The following is a 26,688-nucleotide window of genomic DNA, read 5'->3' on the forward strand; positions in this document are numbered from 1 at the left end:
GCCATGAAAGCCAGGTCGTCAGCATCGCATCCAGCCTGCCGAGGATCGCCTCGAACTGCGCCGCATCGGACAGGCCGAACCTATTTGTTTCAACTGTCACCGGGGTATCCAACTCGATGAATGCCACGCCCGACCGCTCGATCAGGCGGCGTAGTTTCGCGGTATCCCCAAGAACACTCTGACTAAACGTCTTGGTTAGGAGGGTGGCGCTGGGCATTTTCAATGCGTGCATAAACTTCAGCCAGTTTGTCCAAAGCGTCCCGTTGGGGATCCTTCACGAAATCCAGCTCCAACTCCGAAGCAATGTAATTTCCCAGCGCTCGGCTGACAGTCTCGTCCTTGGTGCCGGCCTTGTGTGCCAGAATCTTGTCGATCACGCGCTCGGACGTCTTAACCTTCTCCATGATTGTCGCTGCTGTCCGCCGCAGGTCGTGGCGGTGCCACCCGGATGTCCCGCTTCTACGCTGAAGCGCACTGGTAATCCGATCCCAGTTCCCGAGCGCTCTGCCTTGCTTGTTGGGAAAAACAAGGCCGTCGGGCCGCCGATCGGTGTAATTCGGAAGACTGCGCAAAAGTGAAACCGCAGCGTCGGAGAGCGGCAGCGTTTGCTGACGCTTATCTCCGCGGACTGATTTGACATGCGGTTTGTGCCAGTTTGCCTCAGCCTCCCGGAAATCCTGCCAGCGCATCCGGACGAGTTCGTCAAGCCTTGCCGCGGTCAGCAACAGGAACCGGAGGGCGATCGGGCGGATGTCCACCTCGGGGGAAACCTGCATCCCAAGGCAGTCCGGAGCCGGCCAAACCAGCAGCGGAAGCAGTGCCTTCAGTTCATGCTGATCCAAGGCGCGATCTCGGCGTCCGGTGATCGCCGGATCGTCGGATGCTGGGTCATGCGTTTCGGTCAGGTCTATCACGGGAAGGGGAACGCGACGTCCGAAGCCGATCTTCCTGAACCTCTTGCGGTTGGCCGACCAGTCAAAGACAGGCGACAGATAGGCCCGCGCCCGCGATACTTGGCCGTTGGCAGACACCTTTCCTGATAGTGGACGATATCCTATCATATCATCCGACAGATCGCGCAAGGACAATTCGGTGACACGCGTTGGCCACCGGTGACCGAACACCGCCTTGATCCGCATTTCCGCCTCGGATCCGCTCCCACGTTTCGTCTTTCCCCAGATCCGGAACCGGTGGCCAACCGCCATCGCATATTCTTCGATGATCTCGCCAAGGTTGGGAATCTCCGTTGCCGCGGCCTCCTTGAGTGCTTTCGCGGCTTTCTCGGCGGTTGCCGTCACATCTTCTCCAGCGCGCACACGCTGACGCAGTTCAAACGCCTGAAGGCGCGCGGTCGATAGTTTGACATCGGGATACTCGCCGATCTTGGCATTCTGAAGCTTGCTGTCCTTGCCGCGTATCCTAAACGCGAATGTCCTGCGTCCGGACGGATAGACACGAAGCATTAGACCCACTTCCTTTTCGTCCATGATCTCGGTCCGGTGCGTGACCCGCAGCGCTCTGATCTGAACATCCGTCAGTATCATCCGTGACATAGTAGTCCTCCCTTATCTTGTAGGAGGACACTTGGGGCGGCTGATGCCGTGGCACAATGGTGGCACTGCATCGGGCGGTGGCGGCTGGTGACGATGATCTAGTCTGCACTATCATTAGCAAAATATTAAAGAATTAGTCATTGTTATTACTAAAAAAAATAGAAAACGCGCGAGCGTTTGCTGATTGCGCTGATGTGCGGAGATCAACTGAGCACGGATTGAAAATCCGCGTGTCGGCGGTTCAAATCCGTCTCCGGGCACCAATTAAAAAATACAGAATAGATTGTCCGTGACGCTTTCCCATTGCTTTGGCACGGGTACGGCCGCGCAAGGGCTGACGGCCCTGAATGGTCGCCTCAAGGCGTTTCATGTCGTTTCTTGAATGGGACCACACAGGCACCCGGGTTGACCCGAAACGCCCGCGCAAGCCGTCGTTCAGCCGGGCCGCCGCGCGACCCGGCCGGCGCGGTTACAGCGTGTCGCGGCGCAGGTCTTCGGGGCGGCGCAGCGCCAGCATCTCGGTGGAATAGGCCCAGGCATTGGCCAGCTGACGGGGATCGTCCGCCAGCGCGGTGCCAAAGCTGGGCACCAGATCGCGCAGCCGGTTCTGCCATGCGGCAGAGGCGAAGCGGTCCGGGAACATCCGCTGCAGCGCGTCCAGCATGATCGACGGCGCGGTCGAGGCGCCGGGCGAGGCGCCCAGCAGCGACACGAAGCTGCCATCCTGCGAGGTCACCAGCTCGGTCCCGAATTGCAGCGATCCGCCGCCGGTCTCGGTGCGTTTGATGATCTGGACGCGCTGCCCGGCCTGCGTCAGGGTCCAGCCCTCGGACGGGGCGTCGGGGAAATACTCGCGCACCTGATCGATCCGCGAGGACTGGGTCTGCACGACCTGACCCGCCAGATAGGTGACCAGCCCGAAATCGTCGATGCCGACATCCATCATCGGGCGCAGGTTGGCGGTGTTCATCGACCGGAACAGCCCGGTAAAGCTGTCCTGCATCAGGAAATTGGTCGAGAAGGTCGCAAAGGGACCAAAGGCCAGCTTGCGCACCCCGTCGACATAGCGCGTGTCCAGATGCGGCACCGACATCGGCGGGCTGCCCGCTGCGGCGCGGCCATAGGCCTTGGACAGGTGGCGGTCGGCAATCGCCGGATCCTCGTGGGTCAGAAACGATCCGCCGACCGGAAAGCCGCCATAAAGACGCGATTCCGGGATGCCGCTTTTCTGCAGCATCAGCAGCGCCGCCCCGCCCGCGCCGTTGAAGACATGGGTGGCATCGATCGCGCGCGCGGCGGTGTCGCCATTCGTCGCGCGGAAGGTGATCCGCCAGGACCCGTCGGCATTGCGGGCGATATCCTCGACCTCGGTGTTCAGATGCAGGCGGTTGGCGTCCTTGGCGATATACGAGGCGACCAGCTGTCGAGTGACCTCGCCCCAGTTGGCATCGGTGCCAAGCGGGTGCCATGTCGCGGCGATCGGCTGCGCGGCCTCGCGGCCTTCGGTCAGCAGCGGCGCCCATTCGGCGATCCGGCCCGCATCGGCGGAATACTCCATCCCCGCAAACAGCGGGTTCGCGGTCAGGGCCTCATGGCGCTGGCGTTGAAAATCCACATTCTCGGCGCCGATGCCAAAGCCCATATGCGGGACCGAATTGAGGAAACTGCGCGGTGCGCCCATCTCGCCCAAACGGACCATTGAGGCCAGAAACTGCCGCGTCACCTGAAACTGTTCGTTGATGCGCACGGCATTGTCGATGACCATCCGACCGTCGCGGATAGGGGTATAGTTCGGTTCGCACAGCGCCGAATGGCCGGTGCCCGCATTGTGCCACACGCCCGAGCTTTCCAGCGCCGGCGCATCGAGCCGTTCGAACATCGCCATGCGAAAACCCGGCTGCAGCTGGCCCAGCATCGCCCCAAGGGTCGCGCCCATGATGCCGCCGCCGATGATCGCCACGTCCACCCGGCCTTCGGCGGGCAGGGCGCTGCGCCCGCAGCCCGCAAGGGCCAGCGTCCCAAGCGCCGCACCGCCGATCAGCACCTTGCGGCGGGAGGGGCGGAACGCATCGCTGCGGGTGGATGTCGTCATGGCGGTCATCGGCATGTCCTTCGGGATGTCATTTGTCACTGACCTAGCGAAGCGCGCGGGCGGGTGAAACAACCTGCGCGGCAGTTTAATCACTATGGGTAGGAGCCATGCACGGGCGGAATGGCTGTGCGTGATTTTGCATACTGGCCCGTTCGATTTCTGGCACATAGGGCATCCCAAAGACGCCCTGCCGGATCGTGAGGGCCAGAATCAAAGGCATGCTGCCCCCGTCGCAGGCAGTGTCCCGTTCCCTTGCAGGGCCCGGCCGATTGCCCGGACAGGGCTGTCAGAACCGGATCGGGGCCGACACGGCACAGGGCCCGCCGCGCCCGCCGACAGAAAGCCCCGGGCCGAGGATACACACCCGGAACGGCGCGCGCCGGACCTCGGGCCTTGCCAGGCGCGCCGATGCGCATCTGCGGGGCGACAGGTTCCCCCGCATGGGCTGCGGCGGGCTGACAGATGGTGCCCGTGGCCGGAGCCTGACCGCCCGGCGCGTTCGCCTCGATGATCCGGTCCAACCGGACGACCCCGATGGGCAGGACCGCCCCGGATGCCCGCCGGACCAGTGCCAGCCCCGGGAACGGGGCCAGCCCCGAAACGCCAAAGGCCCGCCCGGCCCGCAATTTCCACCCCTCCGCTGGACAGCGACATTCGTGATCCCTCCCCATCATGGGAAAACTCCTGCCTGCCGACGACTGGCCCCGACCGGCCTCGACCGGATCGACAAGACTGACGAAACAAGCCGGGAACACGATTCATCAAGCTGCGCAGGGCGTTGCTTTTGGATGGCTGCCGTGATCCGTTACCGCCGGTTGCGCCCATGGTCCGGGTCCGGGTGGTCCCTTGGGACGCTCTGCGCCGACGCGGCGATGCGCGCCCTGACCCGGATGGCCATCCCCCGCGACATTCTGTATGCAGCCGGGGAACGAAACCTCGCCGGACGGGGCGGGACAAGACGCATGTCGGATGGTTGTCGAGACGCAGCAGAATGAACACACATCATCCCCACAGGCTCTCGGTCGCGCCGATGATGGACTGGACCGACAGCAATTGCCGCCGGTTCCACCGCCTGCTGTCGCGCCGCGCGCTGCTTTATACCGAAATGGTGACCGCCCCCGCGATCGTGCATGGCGACCGGGCCCGGCTGCTGGATCACGACGCCGCCGAACATCCGCTGGCGCTGCAACTGGGCGGCTCGGACCCCGCGCAATTGCGCGAGGCGACCCGCATCGCCGCCGATTGGGGCTATGACGAGATCAACCTGAACTGCGGCTGCCCAAGCGACCGGGTGCAATCGGGCGCCTTCGGGGCGATCCTGATGACCACGCCCGATCTCGTGGCCGAATGCGTCACCGCCATGCAATCCGTCAGCCCGGTTGAGGTGACGGTCAAATGCCGCATCGGCGTCGACGATCAGGATCCCGACCAGATCCTGCCCGCCTTTCTGACCACCCTGCGGCAGGCGGGCATCCGGCGGGTGATCATCCATGCGCGCAAGGCCTGGCTCAAGGGCCTCAGCCCGCGTGAGAACCGTCAGATCCCGCCGTTGGATTATCCGCTGGTGCACCGGATGAAGGCCGAATTTCCCGACATGGACCTGTCCGTGAATGGCGGCATCGACAGCATGGACCAGATCCACGCGCATCTGAACGTGATGGACGGCGCGATGATCGGGCGCGCCGCCTATCACGACCCCTGGACGATCCTCGGCGCCGCCGACCGTCTGTGGGACGACACGCCGCCCTTTGCCGATGCCGCCGCCGCCGCCGCCGCGATGCGCCCGATGATCGTTCAGCATCTGGCGCAGGGCGGCCGCCTGCACCAGTTCACCCGCCACATGCTGGGCCTGTTTCACGGCCAGCCCGGTGCGCGGGCCTGGAAACGCACCCTGTCCGAGAACGCCTCCAAAGGCGGCATCGAGGTCTACGACGCGGCCCTGTCGCAGATCACCAGCCTTTCTTCTTCATGAAAATATCCCGGGGGAGTCCCGGAACGGGACGGGGGCAGCGCCCCCTTATCCCCGTGCCGCCCGCTCGGCGGCTTTGGCGGCATCCCACAGCGCATCCATCTCGGCCAGATCGCTGTCTTCGGGGCGCCGCCCCCTGGCGGCCAGCGCCGCCTCGACGGCGCCAAAGCGGCGGGTGAATTTGGCATTGGCGCGCCGCAGCGCCAGTTCCGGGTCGATCTTCAGATGCCGCGCCAGATTGGCCATGACAAAGATCAGATCGCCGAACTCCTCCTCCCTCTCGGCGGCGCCAAGGCTGTCGCGGGCCTCGACCAGTTCCGCCGTCTCCTCGGCGATCTTGGCCAGCACATCGCCCGGACCGGGCCAGTCGAACCCCACCCGCGCGGCGCGGTTCTGCAGCTTGACGGCGCGTGTCAGCGCGGGCAGGCCCATGGCGACGCCGTCCAGCGTGGCCCCCTCGGCCTTGCCCGCACGCTCGACCGCCTTGATCGCCTCCCAGTCCTTGACCTGCTGCTCGGCGGATTTGTCGCGGCTTTCGGTGCCGAAGACATGGGGGTGGCGAAAGATCAGCTTGTCGCTGATCGCCGCCGCGCAATCGGCGAAATCGAACATCCCCGCCTCGCGCGCGATCTGGGCCTGAAAGACCACCTGCAGCAGCAGATCGCCCAGCTCTCCGGGCAGCTCGTCCCAGGCCTCGCGCTGGATCGCATCCTCGACCTCATGCGCCTCTTCGATCGTAAAGGGCGCGATCGAGGCGAAATCCTGTTCGACATCCCAGGGACAGCCGGTGTCGGGGTCGCGCAGCGCGGCCATGATGTCCAGCAGGCGAGTCAGCTCGGTCGCGGGGTCGCGGGTCTGGGCCATTGCAATTCCCTTTCGGTCGCGGATGATGCGTCCTTCGACTGCCACAGCAAAAGGTCCAAGTCCACATGCCCGTCCTGAACCGCATCGCCGATTTCGCCGACGACATGACCGCATGGCGCCACCATCTGCACCGGCATCCGGAACTGGGCTTCGACTGCCACGCCACCGCCGCCTTCATCGCCGACCGGCTGCGCGCATTCGGCGTGGACGAGATCCACGAGGGGATCGGGCAGACCGGCCTTGTCGCGATCCTGAACGGGCAGGGCGACGGCCCCACCATCGGGCTGCGCGCCGATATGGACGCATTGCCGCTGACCGAGGTGACGGGGCTGGACCATGCCTCGAGTGTGCCGGGGCGGATGCATGCCTGCGGCCATGACGGGCATGTGACGATGTTGCTGGGCGCCGCCCGCTATCTGGCCGAGACGCGCAATTTCGCGGGCCGCGTGGCGCTGATCTTCCAGCCCGCCGAAGAGGGTGGGGGCGGCGCCGATGCGATGGTGCAGGACGGCATCATGGAGCGTTTCGACATCGCCCGCGTGTTCGCGATGCATAACAGCCCCGGCGAGCCCGAGGGCAGCTTCCGCACCACGCCCGGCCCCATCATGGCTGCCGTCGATACGTTCGAGATCCACCTGCAGGGCCGGGGCGGGCATGGTGCCATGCCGCATCTGACCGCCGATCCGGTCGTCGCCGCCGTGGCGGTGGTGGGGGCGATCCAGACCATCTCCAGCCGCAATCATTTCGCGCTGGACGACCTGGTCGTCTCGGTCACGCAAATCCATACCGGCAGCGCCGACAATATCGTGCCCGACACCGCCTATATTTGCGGGACGGTCCGCACCTTTGCCCCGCATGTCCGCGACATGGTGCGCCGCCGCATGGCGCAGATCTGCGCGGGGCAGGCGGCGGCCTATGATGTGCAGATCCGGCTGGATTATCAGCAGGGCTATCCGGCGACCGTCAACGATCCCGACCAGACCGCCTTTGCCGTCACCGTCGCCCAGGACATCGCCGGCGCGGCGCAGGTCATCGCCGATGGCGGACGAGAGATGGGGGCCGAGGATTTCAGCTATATGCTGAACGCTCGGCCCGGCTGCTATCTGTTTCTGGGGCAGGGCGACGGGCCGGGACTGCACCATCCGGCCTATGATTTCAACGATGCCGTGGCGCCGGTGGGCGCCAGCTTTTTCGCCCGGCTGGTCGAACGTGCCCAACCTGCGCGCGCCTGAAGCCCGCGTCCGATGACCGCCCGCCCCGGCATGACGACCGGTCACAAAGCTGTTGGCCGCCCTTGCAGTCCGCGGGGGCGGCACTTTCTTGCCAAGGGCGGGCGTCGCAGATAGGTTGCGCGCCAATCCAGACGCGGCCATGGCCGTGACCCCTGACCGAAAGGACCCTTGATGTTCGTGACCCCCGCTTATGCTCAGGCTGCCGGTGGTGCCGGTGGCACCGCAGCCTTTGCCCAGTTCATCCCGCTGATCCTGATCTTTGCGATCATGTATTTCCTGATGATCCGCCCCCAGCAAAAGCGCGTCAAGCAACACCGCGCCATGGTCGAGGCCGTCAAGAAGGGCGATCAGGTCATCACGCAGGGCGGCATTCTGGGCAAGGTCGTCAGCGTCCGCGATGACGAGCTGGAGGTCGAGATCGCGACCGGCGTCCGCGTCCGTGTGATCCGTTCGACCCTCGCCTCGGTCGTCACCAAGACCGAACCGGTCGCCGCCAACAGCTGAAAAGGCTTTCGCCCAAATGCTTCAGATCGACCGATGGAAGCGCATCCTGATTTTCGGGATCTGCCTTCTGGGCCTGCTCTACGCGCTGCCCAACGCTTTTTACGCCCGTGTCGAGGCGCATAACGATGCCGTGGCCCAGATCGAGGCCACCGGCGTCGAGACGCCCGAACTGGTGGCGGCGCGTGACGGCTGGCCGTCATGGATGCCCTCCAATCTGGTCAATCTGGGGCTGGACCTGCGCGGCGGCGCCCATCTTCTGGGCGAGGTGCAGGTCGAACAGGTCTATAAGTCGCGTATCGACGCGCTGTGGCCGGAACTGCGCCGTGCGCTGTCCGCCGAACGCGACACGGTCGGTGCGATCCGCCGGACCAGCGCGCCCGAGGGTGTGCTGAGCATCGAGATCGGCAATGCCGACCAGATGGCCCGCGCGGTCGAGATCGCGCGCGGCTTTTCCGATCCGGTCACCACCCTGACCGGCGCGGGACAGCAGACGCTGGACATCGCAGCGCAGGGCACGACCCTGACCATCCAGCTGTCGGATGCCGAAAAGGCCCTGACCGACGACCGCACCATCCAGCAATCGTTGGAAATCGTGCGCCGACGCGTCGACGAGGTCGGCACCCGCGAACCCACCATCATGCGGCAGGGTCAGGACCGCATCCTGATTCAGGTGCCCGGCATCGGGTCTGCGGCCGAGCTGAAGGAACTGATCGGCACCACCGCGCAGCTGACCTTCAACCCGGTCGTCGGCACCACCGGCGATGCCTCGGCGCAGCCGGGAATCGGCCAAGTGATCGCGCCCTCGATCGACCAGCCGGGCCTGTTCTATATTCTGGAAGACAGCCCCGTCATCACCGGCGAGGATCTGGTCGACGCCATGCCCGCCAGCGATGAAAATGGCCTGCCTTCGGTCAATTTCCGCTTCAACCCCTCGGGGGCACGGGCCTTTGGGGCCTATACCTCGGCCAATATCGGCCAGCCCTTCGCCATCGTTCTGGACAACGAGGTCATCTCGGCCCCGGTGATCCGCTCGGCCATCACCACCGGTTCGGGGCAGATCTCGGGATCGATGGATTTCGATGAGGCCAACCAGCTGTCGATCCTGCTGCGCGCCGGCGCCCTGCCGGCGGAACTGACCTTTCTGGAGGAGCGCACCGTCGGTCCGGAACTGGGGCAGGACAGCGTGGACGCGGGCAAGATCGCGGCAGGCGTCGGCTTTGTCGCCGTCGTGATGCTGATGATCCTGTCCTATGGCCGCTTCGGGGTCTTTGCCTCGGTCGCGCTGGTTTTCAACATGCTGTTGCTGTTCGCGGTTCTGTCGATGATCGGGGCGACGCTGACGCTGCCCGGCATTGCGGGGATCGTGCTGACCATCGGCATGGCGGTCGATGCGAACGTCCTTGTGTTCGAACGCATCCGCGAGGAATTGCGCACCGCGCGTGGGCCCGCCCGCGCGATCGAACTGGGCTATGAAAAGGCGATGTCGGCCATCGTCGATGCCAATATCACCACGCTGATCGTGGCCGCGATCCTGTTCGTGCTGGGCTCCGGCCCGGTCAAAGGATTTGCGGTGACGCTGACCATCGGGATCGTCACATCGGTCTTTACCGCGCTGTTCGTCACCCGCCTGATCACCATCATGTGGTTCGAGCGCGCGCGCCCCAAGCAGATCGAGGTATAAGATGGCTTTCCGTCTGAAACTGATCCCCGAACAGACCAATTTCGACTTCTTCCGCTGGCAGATGCTGACCTTTGGCATCTCGGTGGTGATGGTGCTGGCCTCGGTCGTGTTGCTGTTCGTCAATGGGCTGAATTTCGGCATCGATTTCCGGGGCGGCACGACGATCCGCACGGAATCGGCGCAACCCGTGGACGTGGCCGCCTATCGCGACGCGCTGAGCGGGCTGGAGCTGGGCGATGTGGCCATCACCGAGGTCTTTGATCCGGGCTTCGGCGCCGACCAGAATGTCGCGATGGTGCGCATCAGCGCGCAGGACGGCACCGAAGCCGTGACCCCCGACACCATTGCCACGGTCGAAACCGCCTTGCGCGGGATCGACCCGGCGATGACCTTCCCGTCAGTCGAATCGGTGGGGCCGAAAGTGTCTGGCGAACTGGTGCAGACCGCGATCTATGCGGTGCTGGCCTCGCTTGTGGCGATCTCGATCTATATCTGGCTGCGCTTCGAATGGCAGTTCGCGATCGGGGCCATCGTGTCGCTGTTTCACGACGTGGTGATCACGATGGGGGTGTTCGCGCTGTTCCAGATCCGCTTCGATCTGACCACCATCGCGGCGCTGCTGACCATCGTCGGCTATTCGATCAACGATACCGTCGTGGTCTTTGACCGGCTGCGCGAAAACCTTGTCAAATACAAGACGCGCGCCCTGCGCGAGGTGATGAACCTGTCGGTCAACGAGACCCTGTCACGGACCGTCATGACCTCGGGGACCACGCTGGTGGCGCTGATCGCGCTTCTGGTGCTGGGCGGGGACGTGATTCGGGGCTTTGTCTTTGCGATCACCTTCGGCATCTTCATCGGCACCTATTCCTCGGTCTATGTGGCCAAGAATTTCGTGCTGTGGCTGGGGGTGACGCGGAACTGGGACAAGCCAGACCCCAAGGATCCCAAGACCCGCAAGAACGTATCGCCCTTTGAAGGCGCCGAGGAGGTCTGATGCCCGCGCTGGAGCCCACGGATTTCAACGGCCAGACCGCCGTCGACAGCTATGGGCCGGGCTTCTTCCGGGTGGCGGGTCAGATCTTTCACGGTCCGGTCATTGTACAGGCCCAGGGCGTAACGCCCTGGGCTGGCCTTGACGATCTGGCCACGCTGCAGGCGCTGGCGGGCCGGGTCGATGTGCTGTTTCTGGGGATGGGGGCTGCCACCGCGCCCATCCCGCGCGATCTGCTGGACCAGTTGGACGCCGCAGGCCTGCGGGCCGAGGCGATGACCTCGCCCACCGCCGCGCGCACCTATAACGTCACCCTGTCCGAGGGCCGTCGCGTCGCCTGTGCGCTGCTGCCCCTGTGAGCCTGCTGGCCGTCCATGACCTTGCCGTGGCCCGCGGCGGGTTGCGGGTGCTGGAGGGGGTGGGCTTTGCATTGGACCCCGGGCAGGCGCTGATCCTGCGCGGCCCGAACGGTCTGGGCAAGACGACCCTGCTGCGCACCATTGCGGGGCTGCAATCCCCCGTCGCGGGGCGGATCGAGATGACTGACGATGTCGTCGCCTATGCCGCCCATGCCGACGGGCTGAAACCCGCCCTGACCGCGTCGGAAAACCTGACCTTCTGGGCGCAGGTCTTTGGCGGCGGCGGGGTGGATGCGGCGCTGGCGGCGATGGATCTGACCGCGCTGGCCGCCCGCCCGGCGGGGGCGCTGTCGGCAGGGCAGAAGCGCCGCCTTGGGCTGGCGCGGCTGCTGGTCACCGGGCGCCCGGTCTGGGTCATGGACGAGCCGACCGTGTCGCTGGACGCAGCCTCGGTCGCGCGGTTCGCGGGGGTCGTGGCGGATCATCTGGGGCAGGGCGGGGCGGTGCTGATCGCCACCCATATCGATCTGGGCCTGCCGCAGGCGCGGGTGCTGGATCTGACCCCGTTTCGCGCCGCTCCGGGCGGCACCGTCACCCGCAATTCGGGCTTCAACGAGGCGTTTGCGTGATCGCCCTGCTGATCCGCGATCTGCGTCTGGCCGTGCGGGCGGGCGGGGGCTTTGGTCTGGGCGTGGCCTTCTTTCTGATCCTGTCGGCGCTGGTGCCGTTTGGCGTCGGTCCCGATCGTGCCACGCTGGCCCCGGTCGCGCCGGGCATTCTGTGGGTCGGGGCGTTGCTGGCCTGCCTTCTGTCGCTGGACCGCCTGTTCGCGCTGGATCACGAAGACGGCAGTCTGGACCTGCTGGCGACCGCCCCTCTGCCGCTGGAGGCGGTGGTGGCGATCAAGGCGCTGGCCCATTGGATCACCACCGGCCTGCCGCTGGTGCTGGCGGCGCCGGTCTTTGGCATTCTGTTGCAGCTGCCCGGACAGGCGGTGCCGTGGCTGATCGGTTCTCTGGCGATCGGCACGCCCGCCTTGTCGATGCTGGGCGCCTTCGGCGCGGCGATCACCGTGGGGCTGCGCCGGGGGGGGCTCCTTTTGTCGCTGTTGGTCCTGCCGCTGTATATCCCCACACTGATCTTCGGGGCCGAGATCACCCGCCGCGGCGCCGAGGGGCTGGCCATCGCTACGCCGCTGGCCTTTCTGGCGGGCATCACTTTGGGGGTCGTGGCGCTGATCCCCTTTGCGGCGGCGGCGGCGCTGCGGGTCAATCTGCGGTGAGAAGGCGCGCCCGCCTCTTGAGGGGCCGCGCGAAACGGGGGATAGAAGGCACCATGTCGATCTGGGAATATGCAAACCCGACCAAGTTCATGCGCACGACCGAGGGGCTGTTGCCCTGGCTGGTCGGCGGCGCGGTCATGGGCTGTGTGGGGGGCGTGGTGTGGGGGTTCCTGACCCCGCAGGATTATCGGCAGGGCGCGACCGTCAAGATCGTCTTTCTGCATGTGCCCGCCGCGATGATGGCGATCAACATCTGGGTGATGATGCTGGTCGCATCGGTGATCTGGATCGTCCGGCGTCACCATGTCAGCGCGCTGGCCGCCAAGGCCGCAGCCCCGATCGGCGCGGTGATGACGCTGATCGCACTGGCCACCGGTGCGATCTGGGGCCAGCCGATGTGGGGAACGTGGTGGGAATGGGATCCGCGCCTGACCTCGTTCCTGATCCTGTTCCTGTTCTATATCGGCTATATCGCGCTGTGGTCGGCGGTCGAGGATCCCGACAGCGCTGCCGATCTGACCGGCGTGTTGTGCCTTGTCGGGTCGGTCTTTGCGCTTTTGTCGCGCTATGCGGTGCTGTTCTGGAATCAGGGGCTGCATCAGGGCGCCTCGCTGTCCGTCGCCTCGGGCGAGCGGATGAGCGCGGTCTATCGCTATCCTCTGTATCTGTCGATGGCGGGGTTCTTCCTGCTGTTTCTGGCGCTGCTGCTGATCCGCACCCGCACCGAAATCCGCAGGCGCCGTCTGGCCGCCCTGCAAGTAAGGGACATGCGCGCATGATCGAACTTGGTGAATATGCCGGCACGGTGCTGGTTGCCTATGGCGTCAGTCTGGTGCTGATCGCGGGGCTGGTCTGGCACAGCGTTGCCGCCAATGCCCGCGCCCGCCGCGCCCTGCAGGAGCATGAGCGCAATGCCTAGGGTTGCGCCCCTGATGATCCTGCCGCCGGTGATCTTTGCGGCGCTGGCCGCGACCTTTCTGTGGGGCATGAACCGCGAGGATCCGGGCAACCTGCCCTCGGCCATGATCGGGCGGCAGGCACCCGAGGTGCCGGTGACGACCCTGCCCGGCAAGGTTCAGCTGACCGACGCGATGCTGCGGCAGCCGGGCGTCAAGCTGGTCAATTTCTGGGCCAGCTGGTGCCCGCCGTGCCGCGCCGAACATCCGACCCTGACCGAACTGTCGTCCCGCCTGCCGGTCTATGGCATCGATCTGAAAGACCCCGAACCCAACGCCCTGTCCTTCCTGACCGAGGATGGCGATCCGTTTGCCGCAATCGCCACCGATCCGCGCGGGCGCGGGGCGATTGACTGGGGCGTCACCGCCCCGCCCGAAACCTTCATCATCGACGGCGAGGGCAATATTCTTTACCGCCATGCAGGCCCCCTGATCCGCGAGGATTACACCGCCCGTTTCCTGCCCGAACTGGAACGCGCGCTGGCTGCGGAATAGTCGGGGCAGCCTGTGGCGGCGGCGGGGGTCGGCTGAGATTCGGGGGTGACACACCGGAACGCCGCAAGTCACCCTGGCCCGCGAAGCGGTCATTGAGACATCTTCCTCTTGATATGGCGCCACGGAACCGGGGCGGCATGGTGCGGATGGGTGGTTTCGGCGCATAACGCCTGACCGGGCCGATGCATCCGCCACCCGGGCAGACGGCGGGGACGGACCTTCTGTCCATTCCACTTGATGGGCTGATGTCAGGCCGTTGAAGCCGTCCCTGCCTCGGGTCTTCGAGATGGCATGGCAAGGCTTGAAGATCCGCGTTCCAACTCGGCCGGACGCTCGCCCACAGGGCGGATCTGCGGATAGAGAACGCCTCGGCCGATGGCGCGTTGGTGACGATCAGGGCTTGCCCACCGGGGGACCGATGCCGGTGCAGGCGCCTCTGCTTGCCACCAAAATTGTATCCAGCGGCGCCGGTGGACTGTTTGGGATACAAGCGTCGCCTTGCGTCAAAGACGGAAAACCCCGCCGCTGGGGCGCCTGCGCTGCTTTACAGAGAAATTTCTGTATGCATTATGGCACGCAGGGTCGGCTCGTGGAGGGGGCTTTTGCTCTGGGTTCGACCACCGGAAATCAGGGAGGATAACCATGAAATATGCAACAGCGGCTGCGCTGATGTGCGGTGCGATGTGGCTGGGCGCCAGCGAGGCCTCGGCCGAGCGGGTCTTGCGGATGACCGTTCAGGTCGGCGCCAATCACCCGGTGGGCGCAAACACCCATTATTTCGCCGACCAGCTGGCCGAAATCTCGGGCGGAGAGATGACCGTGCGCGTCTTTGACAGCGCCCAGCTGTTCAAGGGACAAGAGGTGCCGCAGGCGATTTCAAGCGGTGCGATCGATCTGGGGATCGTGCTGGCCGATGAATATGCGGGATCGGTCCCTGCGGCGGGCATTTTTTCGGTGGCCTTCCTGTTCCCGGATTATGACATTCTGGCCCGCGCCGCCGACCGAGAGGGAGAATTCCGCCAGACCTTCGACACTCTGCTGCTGGAGGCGGGCTCGAAGGTCTTGTGGTGGCAGGATTACGGTCCTGTCCAGATGCTGTCCAAGGGCGCCCCGATCGTCACGCCCGACGACATGCGCGGCAAGATGGTCCGCGCGACCGGCAAGCCGACGGGCGATCTGATCGAGGCCGTGGGCGGATCAGCCGTCGTGGTGGGCGGGGCCGAACAGTTCGTCGCCTATCAGCGCGGCCTTGTCGATGTCGGGATGAGCGGGACGACGGCGGTCAAGTCGCGCGCGCTGTACGAGGTGATGGACCATGTCACGATGACCAGCCACGGTCTGGCCGAGTTCATCGCGGTGATCAATCCCGGCCTGTGGGACAGCCTGTCCGAGCAGGAACAGGCCTGGATGACCGAAGCCGCCATCCGCGCCGAAGATCAGATGCGCGCCGGAACCGAGGCCGAGAATGTCGAGGCTGCCGAATGGCTGGCCGAGAACGGCCATGCGACGGTGACCGAACTGACGCCCGAACAGATCGCCGTCTGGCAAGAGGCCACGCGCCCCGCCGTCGAGCGTTTCCGCGAAGAGGCTGGCGAGGCCGGCGACCGGCTCTTGACCGCCTTGGACGCCTTGCGCTGAGGGGACGGGCATGACCGCACCCCGTGGCGCGCTGCGCCTTGCGGACGGGCTGTCGCTGATGGCGGCACGCCTGTCCGAACTGGGCATCGTCGCCATGACGGTGCTGCTGACCTATGAGGTGGTGGCGCGTTATGTCTTTCGCGCCCCCACGCATTGGACATCGGATGTCGCGACGACGGTGATGATCTGGCTGACCTTCCTGGCCATGGGCTATTGCCTGCGCGAGGGGCATATGATCCGCATCACCGCCGTCATCGGCCAGTTGCCCCCGGCGGGCCGGAAGGCTGCCGAGGCGCTGAGCCTGATCGCCATCCTGCTGTTCTCGGTCTTCGTGCTGTGGGTGACCAGCCGCGCGATGATGGATTCCATCGCCTTCGGGCGGCGGCAACCCTCGATGCTGCGGATGCCGACCTGGATCGCCGAGCTGCCGATCATTCTGGGTTTTGCCATTCTGGCGCTGCAGGCGCTGGCCGAACTGATCCGCCTGCCGGGTCGCCCCGCACCCGAATTTTCCAGCGCCGCAGAACAGGAGCTGCCGCCGGTGGTTCCGGAGGCACCGCGATGACCCCGTTCCTGATCTTTGGCGCGCTGCTGGCGCTGTTGCTGACCGGCATTCCGGTGGCCTTCACCCTTGGCATCCTCGGGGCGGGGCTGCTGGCGATCGACGGTTTGCCGCTGTCGATGGTGGCCAGCACGCTGTTCGGCGGCATCAACGATTTCGTCCTGCTGGCGATTCCGCTGTTCCTGCTGATGTCGAACCTGCTTCTGCGGGGCGGCATCGGGCGCGACCTGTTCGTGGCGATGCAAAGCTGGGTCGGCCACTGGCCGGGGGGCTTGGGGATCGCGGCGCTCTTGTCCTGCGGGGTCTTCTCGGCCATCTCGGGCAGTTCGATCACGACCGCCGCCACCGTCGGCACCGTCGCCATCCCCGAGATGATCAAGCGCGGCTATTCCCGCAGCCTGACGCTTGGCCTGATGGCGGCGGGCGGCACTTTGGGGATCATCATCCCGCCCTCGGTTCCGCTGATCATCTATGGCGCGATCACCGAACAAAGCATCGGGCAGCTGTTTCTGGCAGGCGTCGGTCCCGGCGTCCTGCTGATCGTGCTGTTCGGCATCTATGTGGTCATCGCCTCGGCCATTCAGGGCACGCATCAGGCGATGCCCCGGGCGACATGGGCCGAACGCGGGCTTGCCACGCGCCGGGCGCTGCCGACCCTGCTGCTGGCGGGCACCATCCTTGGCGGCATCTATGGCGGCATCTTCACCCCGACCGAGGCGTCGGGGATCGGCGCGACCGTGGCCCTGCTGATCCTGCTGGCCAGCGCAAGGCTGAGCCGCGCGGTGTTTCTGGGGGCGGTGCGCGACACGGTCAAGACGACCACTGTGATCTTCCTGATCGTCATCGGCGCGAAGATCTTCGGACAGGCGATCACGCTGTATCAGCTGCCCGCGCAACTGGCCTGGCTGTTCGAGGATTACTTCAACACCGCCACGCTGGCGCTGCTGCTGATCGCGATGATGCTAATCTTTATCGGCTTCTTTCTGGAAAGCATGTCGATGCTGCTGATCATGGTGCCGGTGCTGATGCCGACAGTTCTGGCGCTTGGGATCGATCCGATCTGGTTCGGCATCTTCTTCGTGCTGCTGATCGAGATCGCGCTGATCACGCCGCCCGTCGGGCTGAACCTGTTCGTCATCCAGTCGCTGGACCGGGCGCCGCTTGGCGTGGTGGCGCGGGGCGCGCTGCCCTTTGTCGCGATCATGCTGGGATCGGTGGTTCTGATCACGGCGTTTCCGCAGATCGTTCTGGTGATACCGGGGCTGTAGCGGGCGGCGCCCGGCCTTGGGGCCGGGCGCCCTTGTTGCGGATCAGGCGCCGAACCAGCCCGCGCGGGCCAGCTGGCCGGTGATCTTGTCGGGCACACGTTCGGCCAGCCAATCGACCAGTGCGGCCAGCCGGTCATGGTCCAGACCGGTCTCGATACCTTCGCGCGCCAGCAGGTAATTGACGTCCTCGGTCGCGATGTTGCCGGTTGCGCGCGGCGCGAAGGGGCAGCCGCCAAGCCCGCCGATGCTGGCATCGATGATGGTCGCGCCCCGGTCCAGCGCCGTCATCAGATTGGCATAGCCGGTGTTGCGGGTGTTGTGCAGATGAACGCCCCAGGGCGCCGCCCCAAGGACCCGGCGGCAGGCATCATGGACGCGCGCGATGTCGCGCGGGACCGCGACCCCGATCGTGTCGGCCAGCACCACCTGATCCGCCCCGGCCTGCAGCAGCGCTTCGGCGATGCGCGCAATGCGGGACGGCGCCACCTCGCCTTCGAAGGGGCAGCCATAGGCGGTGGCGATGATCCCGGTCAGGCTGCGGCCCGCATCCCGGACCATCGGCGCGATCGCCGCAAAGGCCGCGATGCTGTCATCGCTGTCCATATTCTGGTTGCGCTGGCAGAACGTGTCCGAGGCGACGACGGCAAAGCGGATCTCGGCGGCGCGGGTGGCCAGCGCCCGTTCGGTACCCTTGCGGTTCAGGACCAGCGCCGACAGGGTGGTGCCGGTCAGCGCGGGCAGGCTGTCCAGCAGAGCCTCGGCATCGGCCATCTGGGGCACGCGCGCCGGATGGACCATGCTGACAGCCTCGATCTGGCGCAGCCCTGCGGCGGCCAGTTCGGTCACGATATGGGCGCGTTCCTGCACCGAAAAGATCCGGGCCAGATTTTGCAGCCCGTCGCGCGGCCCGACATCGCAGAGGGTGACCGTCATATCACGCCCCGCTGGCGCAGATCGCCCATCTCGGCCTCGGTCAGGCCCATCCGGCCGTAAATCTCGGCATTATGGGCGCCGACGTCCTGCGGGCCCAGCCAGACGACATCGCCGGGCGTTTCGGACAGGACCGGAAAGACGCCCGGAATGGTGATGGTGCCGAAATCCGGGTCTTGATAGTCGCGCACCATCCCGCGTTCGCGGAAATGCGGATCCTTGACCACCTCGGCGATGGAATTGATCGGGCCATAGACGACGCCGAATTCCTCCAGCCGCGCCGTCAGGGTCTCCATATCCAGGGACGAGGACCACTCGGCCACGATGGTATCCAACAGTTCGGCATGATCGCCGCGCGCGATATGGGTGACAAAGCGCGGATCGTCGGCCAGCTCTGGCCGGTCCATCGCCTGCGTCAGGCGGCGGAACATCGCATCGATATTGGCGGCGATCACGACATATGTGCCGTCTTTCGCCGGATAGATGTTCGAGGGCGCGATCTTGGCGATGCCCGTCCCCGAGGGCTGGCGCACCTCTCCGGCCTTGGAATATTCGGTGACCGTGCTTTCCAGCATCGCAAAACAGCTTTCGGTGATCGCCGCATCGACCACCTGCCCGCGCCCGCCATTCCGGTCGCGATGATACAGCGCCATCATCATCCCCTCGAAGGCGAACAGCGCCGTCAGGGTATCGCCAAGCGAGATGCCAAAGCGCGGCGGCGGCATGTCGGGATAGCCGTTGATATAGCGCAGCCCCGACATCGCCTCGCCGACCGAGGCGAATCCCGGACGGCTTGCATAGGGGCCGGTCTGTCCGAAACCCGACACGCGCACGATCACAAGGCCGGGGTTGAGCGCGTGCAGTTCGGCGGGGCTCATACCCCATTTTTCCAGCGTGCCCGGCTTGAAATTCTCGATAAGCACATCCGCTTCGGCGATCAGCTGCCGTGCCAGCGCCTGCCCATCCCCATCGCGCAGGTTGATGGACACCGACTTCTTGTTGCGCGCCATGATCGGCCACCACAGCGTCTTGCCTTCGTGCTGCAGCCGTCCCCAGTTGCGGATCGGATCGCCAGTTCCCGGGGCCTCGACCTTGACGACCTCGGCGCCGAAATCCGCACATCGGGTGCCGACGAACGGTCCGGCCAGCAGTTGCCCCATCTCGACAACGCGCAGGCCTTGCAACGGGCCGAACGGCTTTTCCTGTGGCTTGCTCATAAGGCCTCCTCGTGTTTTCCCTGTCTGCCTTTCTAGCCCAGTGCCTGTATATTTGCATACAATATTTGGAAAGATGGCAGCAGTTTTCGCTGGATGATCAAATCAAGGAATATTTTGCACTCTTTTTATGGCATTGTGCCCGCCGACAGGAGGTGCTGAACTCGCATGACACCCCACAGGAACACAGACGATGCAGCCGGAAACACTCGAAAACGCCTCGAGGCGCGCCTACCGGGAGTTGCGGCAGGCCATTCTGGAAAGACGGCTTCCTGCCGACCGCAAGCTGACCGAGCTTGGCCTGGCCAAGCGGTTGGGCATTTCGCGAACCCCGATCCGCGAGGCGATCAAGCGCCTTCTGCTGGAAGGCATGATGCAGCGGCGCAAAGGGCAGGGGCTGTTTTGCGTGCTGCCCGATGCAGGCGAGGTCCGTGAAATCTTCGACCTGCGACTGCGGCTTGAATCCTATGCGGCGGCGAAGGCTGCCGAACGTGCCACCCAGGACCAGATCGAGATGCTTGTCACCTCTGCCCGCCGAATGACCGAGCTGGCCCATGTGGATGAGGATTCAGAGGGCCTGATCGCCAGGATCGACCGCGAGAATGCGCTGTTTCACAGCCTGATCGTCGAGGCGACGCATTCTCAGAGGCTTATTCACCTCATCCGGGCCACCGTCGACATCTCGTTGGTGACACGCACGTTCCGTCGGTTCACCCCTGATCAGCGTCGCCGCTCGGCGCAGCATCACACCGAGATCGCGGCGGCCATCGCGGCCCGCAAGCCGCTTTGGGCCGAGCGGATGATGCAGGTTCATATCCTCTCGGCCGAGGACACGATGGACCAACCCCCGCTTGCGGAGGATTGGCCCACAGCCGGTTCTGAACCGACCGGGAAAGCTTGATATCCTGACTGCGCGGCACTGGTGGCGTTCTGCATCGGCCCGGATTTTGCCGTTGCTTCGTTGGTCCAGAAGCGGCGCGGCGACCGGGTCGGTCCATGAAGAGGCGCGCGACATTGGCTTGCCACGCTATCGGATGAGGGTTTCCAGGCAGCAATGCACGCATCAGGGGATGCGCCGGGTTTTCAGCAATAGCTTTCGACGAACGCCATCTGGTGATCGCCATAGCGGCTGCCATGGGCAAAACCTGCCGGAAGAAGATGCTCGATCCGGGACAGATCAGCCGTGTCGAGAACTGGAACCTGCCAATCGGCAAGATGATCCGCCGTCCGCGTGCCCGGGATCGGAATGATGTGATCTCCCTGCGCCAGCACCCATGCCAGCGCCGCACCCGGAACGGTCCAGCCCCGGGCGGCGCAGAGGTCGCGGAATGGCGCGATGGCGGCGAGATTGGCCGAGAAGTTCGGCTCGACAAAGCGTGGATTGCTGTCCCGGAAATCGATGCCCGCGCGGAAGGTCCGCGTCAGCGGCGTGCGCCCAAAGACGCCCCGGCCCAACGGGGAAAAGGCGACGAACGCCACACCGAGCTGCTGGCAGGCCTGGATCAGGCCAAGCTGCGGCAGACGGGTCCACAGCGAAAATTCGTTCTGGACCGCCGTCACCGGGTGCTCGGCATGGGCACGGCGCAATGTCGACGGGGCGATCTCGGACAGGCCATAGCCGCCGATCTTTCCCTCCTGCACCAGCTTTGCCATTGTGCCGGCCAGATCCTCGATCGGTATGTCGGGCTGGCGGCGGTGGATGTAATACAGATCCACATGCTCTCGGTTCAGCCTGCGAAGCGATTCCTCCAGGCACTGGCGGATGTAAGGCTCGTCGTTGCGCACGGTTCGGGGCGGACCGCCGACGATGCCGCATTTCGTGGCCAGATGCACATCCCGGCGGCCCCACATGCCGATGATCCGTTCCGATACGCCCATGCCATAGATGTTCGCCGTATCGACATGGCTGATGCCAGCCGCCGCGGCGGCGTCGAGGCAGGCCAGCGAGGTCGCTTCGTCCGTCGCACCGAACATCCCGCCAAAGCTCATGGCGCCAAACCCGACTGCGCCGACGCTGCGGTTGCCGATGAATCTCTGTTGCATCCGGGCCTCCTTTGCCGCGAGGCGGCAGAAGACCGTGGCGCGGACGGCCCGTCAAGCGAAAGCGCCTGCTTGTGCAAGCACCTGACGCCGGGATCGCCCCCGCCTGTGCAGGGCAGCATCAAGCGCGCTGCAGCGGGGCAGGCGCGACCGCAACCTGATTGCTGTCATTTGCGGTGATCCTGTCGTATTGACGCAAAAACGATGAAGGTCATGCAATGCACATTCGATTTTCCGCTCTTTTGGCTCTCATGATCGCCGCCGGTTGCGCTGTCGGTTCCGGTGCGGTCGTCAAGGGTGCCGGGCCTGACGAGCTTCTCAAGCTGCGCAAAGGCCCCGGCCTGAACCATGACATCATCATCGGCCTGCCCGACGGAACGCGCCTGACCCGTCAGAACTGCGTGACGAATAACGGTAAGGTCTGGTGCAGGGTCATGCTGACAGACAGGCCAAGCGTTTCGGGTTACGTCTCCGCAGACTATCTGGCGCATCGCTGAGGGCAGCATTCCGGGCGTTCGTCACAAACGACCGGGCAGTCTTGATCGACCGCGGCGTGTCTGGCAGCAAGGGCGACCGCTTTGACCCGGACGCCCTTTTCGGAATCTGCGGCCGGATTGCGGACCACCAGTGCGGCACAGGCCAGCCCGTCGGGGGGTGCGGATGCCGGTTTGACACAGGACCAGCGCGATCCGCGAATTGCCATTCACCATGGCCCGGCTGCAGCCTTGATAACGCAAACGTAGAGAGGCAGGCAGGAACTCTTGGGGACAGCGCGACTTAGCCCGCTGAACCGGGTGTTCACCTCATCATGCTCAAGACAAGGGTCGCTGCACATGCAAAAAGGCATTCTGGCGGTTGCCTGTTCGATCGCGGTTGTGATCGGCATTGGCACGGCGCTTGGCCTTGGCGGCCCGCTTGTCGATCGCTTCCTGACAGACGAGGCCGACGAGGCTGGCGGTCGCGGTGCGGAACCACAGAGTGTCCGGACAGCGGGTGCGGAGCGATCCGAGATTGTGGAACAATTCTCGGCTGTGGGAAACACCCGGGCCATCCGATCGGTGGATATTCTGGCGCGGACGGCAGGGGTCGTCACATCGTTCGATATCCCGGGCGGGACGCGCGTGGATGCGGGATACCCGCTTGTCCAGCTGGACGACCGGGCCGAACGGGCGGCCCTGCGTCAGGTGCAGGCCCGGCTTGGCGATGCGCAGGCGACCGCAGATCGCACTGTCGAGTTGTCCGACCGCAATGTGGCGGCGGATGCGTCGGTGGATACGGCGCAGGCCGATCTGGATCTTGTGCTGGCGGAACTGGACGCGGCGCAGGTCGAGGTTGATGACCGCACCATCGTTGCCCCCTTTGCCGGAACGGTGGGTCTGACCGATATTGAAATCGGCGCGCGGGTCGAGCCGACGGATGTGATCACCACGCTTGATGACCTGTCGCAGATCGAGGTCATTTTCAATTTGCCCGAATCCCTGTTTCTGCGGGTCGAGGCCGGGCAAGCGCTGCAGGCAGTCGGAACCGGCAGCGACCGGATCTTTCAGGGCGAGGTGGCCATTGTCGGCACGCGGATCGATCCGGTCGCCCGGTTTTTCGAGGTGCGCGGCCTGCTCGACAACCCTGACGGCATTCTGACGACCGGCATGCTGATGAATGTCGATCTGACGCTGGAAACGCGCGATTCGGTCTCTGTTCCGGAACTGGCCATCGTGAATGTCGGCGAAGAATCGGTCGTCTTCGTCTTGGCGGATGGCGAGGCGCAGGAGCGGGCGGTGCGGACCGGCCTGTTGCAGGACGGATCGGTCGAAATTCTTGACGGGCTGGAGGACGGCGAAAGCGTGATCGTCACCGGCCTGCAAGCCATCGAGGACGGCGATCCCGTCGAACCCGAAGACACGGCCAGCGACCAGGAGGCGGTCCCCGCCGCCGAGGCCGCGCCATGACCCTGTCGGAACTGTGTCTGCGCCGCCCGGTTCTGGCCATTGTCGCCAATCTTCTGATCATCGTCGGCGGCACCGCGGCGATCCTGTCGCTGCCGGTGCGCGAGCTGCCCGATGTCGATACCGCGACCGTCACCGTCAACGTGCCCTATGAAGGCGCCGCCCCGGAAGTGGTGGACGCCGAGATCGCGACCGTGATCGAAGGCGCCGTCTCGGGCATCTCGGGGATCCGCACGATCTCGTCCGACAGCGCGCGCGGCAACAGCCGGACGGTGATCGAATTCGAGACGGGCGTCGACATCGATGTCGCCGCCAATGACATCCGCGCCGAAGTCGCCCGGATCACCGGCGATCTGCCTCTGGAGGCCGAGGAACCCACCGTCGCCAAAAGCGACGATCAGGGCGACCCGGTGATCCGGCTCAGCCTGACCAGCCAGCGTCAATCGGCATCCGATCTGACCGATTTCGCCGACCGCTATCTGGTGGACCGGCTCGGCACGATCAACGGCGTGGCCGATGTGACGATCGAGGGCGAACAGGCCTATGCCATGCGGATCTGGCTGGACAGGCGCGCCCTTGCGGCCCGCAACATCACGACATCCGAGGTCGTCGAGGCCTTGGAACGAAACAATATCGAATTGCCTGCAGGTGCGCTGGAAACCGGATCGCGGCAGTTTCAGGTGCGCACCGATACGCGGCTGTCCGATCCGGTCGAATTCGAACGCATTCCGGTTGGTGGCACGGCGGATTTTCCTGTGACGCTTGGCGATGTCGCCCGTGTCGAGCGCGGTGTCGAGGATGACAGCTCGATCCTGCGCGCGAACTTTCAGTCGGCGGTCGGGCTGTCGGTCCTGCGCCAATCCCAATCGAACACCGTCGAGATATCGGCCGAGGTCGAGGCGATGCTGCCCGAGCTGCGCGAAAGCCTGCCCTCCGGGACCGAGCTGACCGTGTCCAGCGACGACGCCATCTTTATCCGCGCCTCGATCCGCGAGGTGCTGGTGACGCTGGCCATCACCACGGCCCTGGTGGTTGCGGTCATCGCGCTGTTTCTAGGATCGCTGCGCGCGACGCTGGTGCCTGCCGTGACGATCCCCGTCGCCGTCGTGGGAGCCTGCGCAGGCCTTGCTCTGTTCGGCTTTTCGATCAACATCCTGACGCTGTTTGCGCTGATCCTGGCGATCGGGCTGGTCGTGGATGACGCCATCGTGGTGTTGGAAAACGTGCAGCGCCGGGTCGAGAACGGCGAAGAGCCGCTGTCGGCCGCCGCCAACGGATCGCGGCAGGTGACCTTTGCGGTGATCGCGACGACCGCCGTTCTGGTGTCGGTCTTCGTCCCAATCTCGCTGCTTGAGGGCGAGGCCGGACGGCTGTTCACCGAATTCGGCATCACCCTGTCCATCGCGGTGATCGTGTCCAGTTTCGTGGCTTTGTCGCTGTGCCCCCTGCTGGCGTCGCGGCTGTTGCGCAAGGACCAGAAGCCGGGTTGGTTCGGGCGGCTGCTGGACCGGTTCTTTGCTGCCATCGAACGCGGCTTTGGCAAGGTTCTGGGCGTCGTGCTGGCCTTGCCATGGCTGGTTCTGGGCGTGGTCGCCTTTCTGGGCGCGCTGTCATGGCCCTTGTTCGACCGGCTGCCGTCCGAACTGACCCCGGACGAGGACCGGGGCCTGTTCTTCATCAATGTCGATGGGCCGCTTGGCGTCAATCTGAGCTATACCGATGATGTCGTGTCCGAGGTCGAGGCGATCCTGCAGCCGCTGATGGACGAGGGGGTGGCGACCGGCGTCACTTCGATCATCGGACGCTATGGCGATCTGAACAGCGCCTTCGTGATCGTGCGGCTGTCGGAATGGGATCAGCGGACGGAATCCCAGTTCGACGTCATCGCGCGGATCGAACCGGAGCTGAACCGGATCAGCGCCGCCGACATCCGCGTGGACAGCCCCGCAGGTCTGGGTCTGCGGGGATCGGGCAGCCCCCTTTCGGTGCAGGTCGGTGGACCTGACCGGGCCGACGTGATCGCATGGGCCGCAACACTGCAGCGCGCGATGGAGGATAATAATCAGCTGACCAATGTGCAGAACCAGTACGAGCCGAACCAGCCCGGCTATCGCGTGACGGTGGATCGCGACCGCGTGCGCGATCTGGGTCTTGACGCGGCGGACGTGTCCGAGGCGCTGCAGGTGCTGTTCGCCTCGGCCGAGGTCAGCGAATTTACCGAAGATGGCCGTCAGTACCCGGTGATCGTGCAGGCCGAGGATGCCGACCGTGTCTCTGCGCAGGATATCGCCGCCAGTTTCATCCGCGCCGATTCCGGCCAGCTGGTGCCGCTGGCAGGTCTGGTCACGATCGAGGACGATGCCGGCCCCCCCGCGCTATACCGTTTCGACCGCCTGCCGTCGATCGAGCTGTCTGCCGGTCTGGCCGACGGCTATGATCTGGGCAGCGCGGTCGCCTTCATTCAGGACGCGGCGACCGAGGAACTGCCCGTCGAAGCCACGATGACGCTGGATGGGCAGGCGCGCGAATTGCAGGATTCCTCGGGCGCGCTGTTCTTTGCCTTCGGGTTGGCCATCCTGACCGTGTTTCTGGTGCTGGCGGCCCAGTTCGAAAGCTTTGTCCATCCGCTGATCATCATCCTGCCCATCCCGCTTGGGGTGACGGGGGCGCTGGGTACCCTGCTGCTGACAGGCCAGTCGCTGAACATCTATAGTCAGGTCGGCATGGTTCTGCTGATCGGGCTGATGGCCAAGAACGGCATCCTGATCGTTGAATTTGCCAACCAGCTGCGGGACGCAGGCAAGGATATCCGCGACGCGGCCATCGAAGGTGCCACCTCGCGTCTGCGCGCCATCATGATGACCGTGGTTTCCACGTTGCTTGGTGCGGTGCCGCTGGTTCTGGCCAGTGGTGCAGGCGCGGAAAGCCGTGTGGCGATCGGTCTGGTGATCCTTGGCGGCCTCGCCTTCTCAAGCGTGCTGATCGTTGTCCTGATCCCGTTGCTTTACACGCTGCTGGCGCCGCTGACCGCGCGGAAGGGACAGGCCAGTGAGGCTTTGGACAAGGCGCTTGGACGAAATCAAGCAGGGTGACGACAGATCCTCAGGCCGAG

General features: G+C 65.0%; 24 protein-coding genes. 18 read left to right on the plus strand and 6 right to left on the minus strand.

Features of this window, described 5'->3' with window-relative positions:
• Positions 1-182 precede the first annotated feature (182 nt).
• Entirely contained in the window at positions 183-1,553 is a 1,371-nt protein-coding gene (locus EG885_RS09015) for a tyrosine-type recombinase/integrase (RefSeq protein WP_131574154.1), read from the minus strand.
• Positions 1,554-2,022: 469 nt separating this feature from the next.
• A complete protein-coding gene (mqo, locus tag EG885_RS09025) occupies positions 2,023-3,654 on the minus strand; it encodes a malate dehydrogenase (quinone) (RefSeq protein ID WP_165571088.1) in 1,632 nt (543 codons plus the stop codon).
• Between the two features lie 982 nt (positions 3,655-4,636).
• On the opposite strand from mqo, the gene dusA reads away from it, so the two are divergent.
• Positions 4,637-5,617 carry a tRNA dihydrouridine(20/20a) synthase DusA gene (gene dusA, locus EG885_RS09030; protein ID WP_131574156.1) on the plus strand — a complete coding sequence of 327 codons (981 nt, stop codon included), beginning with the start codon at positions 4,637-4,639 and terminating at the stop codon, positions 5,615-5,617.
• 45 nt (positions 5,618-5,662) lie between these two features.
• On the opposite strand, the gene mazG is transcribed toward dusA, so the two are convergent.
• Positions 5,663-6,478 carry a nucleoside triphosphate pyrophosphohydrolase gene (gene mazG / locus EG885_RS09035; protein ID WP_131574157.1) on the minus strand — a complete coding sequence of 272 codons (816 nt, stop codon included), beginning with the start codon at positions 6,476-6,478 and terminating at the stop codon, positions 5,663-5,665.
• Between the two features lie 65 nt (positions 6,479-6,543).
• Between mazG and EG885_RS09040 the strand changes: the two genes are divergently transcribed.
• The 13 genes from EG885_RS09040 (at position 6,544) to EG885_RS09100 (ending at position 17,449) form a co-directional block, all read left to right on the plus strand.
• Positions 6,544-7,710 carry a M20 aminoacylase family protein gene (locus EG885_RS09040; protein ID WP_131574158.1) on the plus strand — a complete coding sequence of 389 codons (1,167 nt, stop codon included), beginning with the start codon at positions 6,544-6,546 and terminating at the stop codon, positions 7,708-7,710.
• 171 nt (positions 7,711-7,881) lie between these two features.
• The gene (gene yajC, locus EG885_RS09045) at positions 7,882-8,214 is read left to right on the plus strand and encodes a preprotein translocase subunit YajC (RefSeq protein WP_131574159.1); all 333 of its coding nucleotides are present in this window, start codon (positions 7,882-7,884) and stop codon (positions 8,212-8,214) included.
• Between the two features lie 16 nt (positions 8,215-8,230).
• Positions 8,231-9,895, plus strand: a complete 1,665-nt coding sequence (gene secD, locus EG885_RS09050; protein WP_131574160.1) for a protein translocase subunit SecD — start codon at positions 8,231-8,233, stop codon at positions 9,893-9,895.
• 1 nt (position 9,896) lies between these two features.
• Positions 9,897-10,892 carry a protein translocase subunit SecF gene (gene secF, locus EG885_RS09055; RefSeq protein ID WP_131574161.1) on the plus strand — a complete coding sequence of 332 codons (996 nt, stop codon included), beginning with the start codon at positions 9,897-9,899 and terminating at the stop codon, positions 10,890-10,892.
• The gene (locus EG885_RS09060) at positions 10,892-11,248 is read left to right on the plus strand and encodes an Mth938-like domain-containing protein (protein WP_131574162.1); all 357 of its coding nucleotides are present in this window, start codon (positions 10,892-10,894) and stop codon (positions 11,246-11,248) included. The genes secF and EG885_RS09060 overlap by 1 nt, the downstream gene beginning before the upstream one ends.
• Positions 11,245-11,877, plus strand: a complete 633-nt coding sequence (gene ccmA / locus EG885_RS09065) for a heme ABC exporter ATP-binding protein CcmA (protein WP_131574163.1) — start codon at positions 11,245-11,247, stop codon at positions 11,875-11,877. Before EG885_RS09060 ends, ccmA begins: the two co-directional genes overlap by 4 nt.
• Positions 11,874-12,530: a heme exporter protein CcmB gene (ccmB, locus tag EG885_RS09070; protein ID WP_131574164.1), complete on the plus strand. Its 657-nt coding sequence runs from the start codon at positions 11,874-11,876 to the stop codon at positions 12,528-12,530. Before ccmA ends, ccmB begins: the two co-directional genes overlap by 4 nt.
• Before the next feature lie 53 nt (positions 12,531-12,583).
• Positions 12,584-13,309 (plus strand): heme ABC transporter permease, encoded by a 726-nt coding sequence (locus EG885_RS09075; protein ID WP_131574165.1) that lies wholly within the window; start codon positions 12,584-12,586, stop codon positions 13,307-13,309.
• On the plus strand, positions 13,306-13,449 hold the full coding sequence (gene ccmD / locus EG885_RS09080) for a heme exporter protein CcmD (RefSeq protein WP_131574166.1): 144 nt from the start codon (positions 13,306-13,308) through the stop codon (positions 13,447-13,449). The genes EG885_RS09075 and ccmD overlap by 4 nt, the downstream gene beginning before the upstream one ends.
• Positions 13,442-13,981: a DsbE family thiol:disulfide interchange protein gene (locus tag EG885_RS09085; protein ID WP_242679575.1), complete on the plus strand. Its 540-nt coding sequence runs from the start codon at positions 13,442-13,444 to the stop codon at positions 13,979-13,981. The genes ccmD and EG885_RS09085 overlap by 8 nt, the downstream gene beginning before the upstream one ends.
• Before the next feature lie 642 nt (positions 13,982-14,623).
• Positions 14,624-15,619 (plus strand): TRAP transporter substrate-binding protein DctP, encoded by a 996-nt coding sequence (dctP, locus tag EG885_RS09090; RefSeq protein ID WP_131574167.1) that lies wholly within the window; start codon positions 14,624-14,626, stop codon positions 15,617-15,619.
• Positions 15,620-15,629: 10 nt separating this feature from the next.
• Entirely contained in the window at positions 15,630-16,184 is a 555-nt protein-coding gene (locus tag EG885_RS09095) for a TRAP transporter small permease (RefSeq protein WP_131574168.1), read from the plus strand.
• Positions 16,181-17,449 (plus strand): TRAP transporter large permease, encoded by a 1,269-nt coding sequence (locus EG885_RS09100; RefSeq protein ID WP_131574169.1) that lies wholly within the window; start codon positions 16,181-16,183, stop codon positions 17,447-17,449. Before EG885_RS09095 ends, EG885_RS09100 begins: the two co-directional genes overlap by 4 nt.
• 42 nt (positions 17,450-17,491) lie before the next feature.
• Here EG885_RS09100 and EG885_RS09105 read toward each other — a convergent pair whose 3' ends face one another.
• Together EG885_RS09105 and EG885_RS09110 are read right to left on the minus strand one after the other, a co-directional pair.
• A complete protein-coding gene (locus tag EG885_RS09105; RefSeq protein WP_131574170.1) occupies positions 17,492-18,382 on the minus strand; it encodes a hydroxymethylglutaryl-CoA lyase in 891 nt (296 codons plus the stop codon).
• On the minus strand, positions 18,379-19,596 hold the full coding sequence (locus EG885_RS09110) for a CaiB/BaiF CoA transferase family protein (RefSeq protein WP_131574171.1): 1,218 nt from the start codon (positions 19,594-19,596) through the stop codon (positions 18,379-18,381). Before EG885_RS09110 ends, EG885_RS09105 begins: the two co-directional genes overlap by 4 nt.
• 190 nt (positions 19,597-19,786) lie before the next feature.
• On the opposite strand from EG885_RS09110, the gene EG885_RS09115 reads away from it, so the two are divergent.
• A complete protein-coding gene (locus EG885_RS09115) occupies positions 19,787-20,494 on the plus strand; it encodes a GntR family transcriptional regulator (RefSeq protein ID WP_131574172.1) in 708 nt (235 codons plus the stop codon).
• 182 nt (positions 20,495-20,676) lie between these two features.
• Here EG885_RS09115 and EG885_RS09120 read toward each other — a convergent pair whose 3' ends face one another.
• Positions 20,677-21,636, minus strand: a complete 960-nt coding sequence (locus EG885_RS09120; protein WP_131574173.1) for an aldo/keto reductase — start codon at positions 21,634-21,636, stop codon at positions 20,677-20,679.
• A gap of 215 nt (positions 21,637-21,851) precedes the next feature.
• On the opposite strand from EG885_RS09120, the gene EG885_RS09125 reads away from it, so the two are divergent.
• From EG885_RS09125 to EG885_RS09135, 3 genes are all read left to right on the plus strand, one after another.
• The gene (locus tag EG885_RS09125) at positions 21,852-22,130 is read left to right on the plus strand and encodes an SH3 domain-containing protein (RefSeq protein ID WP_131574174.1); all 279 of its coding nucleotides are present in this window, start codon (positions 21,852-21,854) and stop codon (positions 22,128-22,130) included.
• A 336-nt stretch (positions 22,131-22,466) separates the two neighbouring features.
• Entirely contained in the window at positions 22,467-23,579 is a 1,113-nt protein-coding gene (locus EG885_RS09130; RefSeq protein WP_131574175.1) for an efflux RND transporter periplasmic adaptor subunit, read from the plus strand.
• A complete protein-coding gene (locus tag EG885_RS09135; RefSeq protein ID WP_131574176.1) occupies positions 23,576-26,668 on the plus strand; it encodes an efflux RND transporter permease subunit in 3,093 nt (1,030 codons plus the stop codon). Before EG885_RS09130 ends, EG885_RS09135 begins: the two co-directional genes overlap by 4 nt.
• The last annotated feature ends 20 nt before the right edge of the window (positions 26,669-26,688 follow it).

Origin of the sequence: Paracoccus nototheniae (assembly GCF_004335005.1) — a bacterium.
Taxonomy (GTDB): Bacteria; Pseudomonadota; Alphaproteobacteria; order Rhodobacterales; family Rhodobacteraceae; genus Paracoccus; species Paracoccus nototheniae.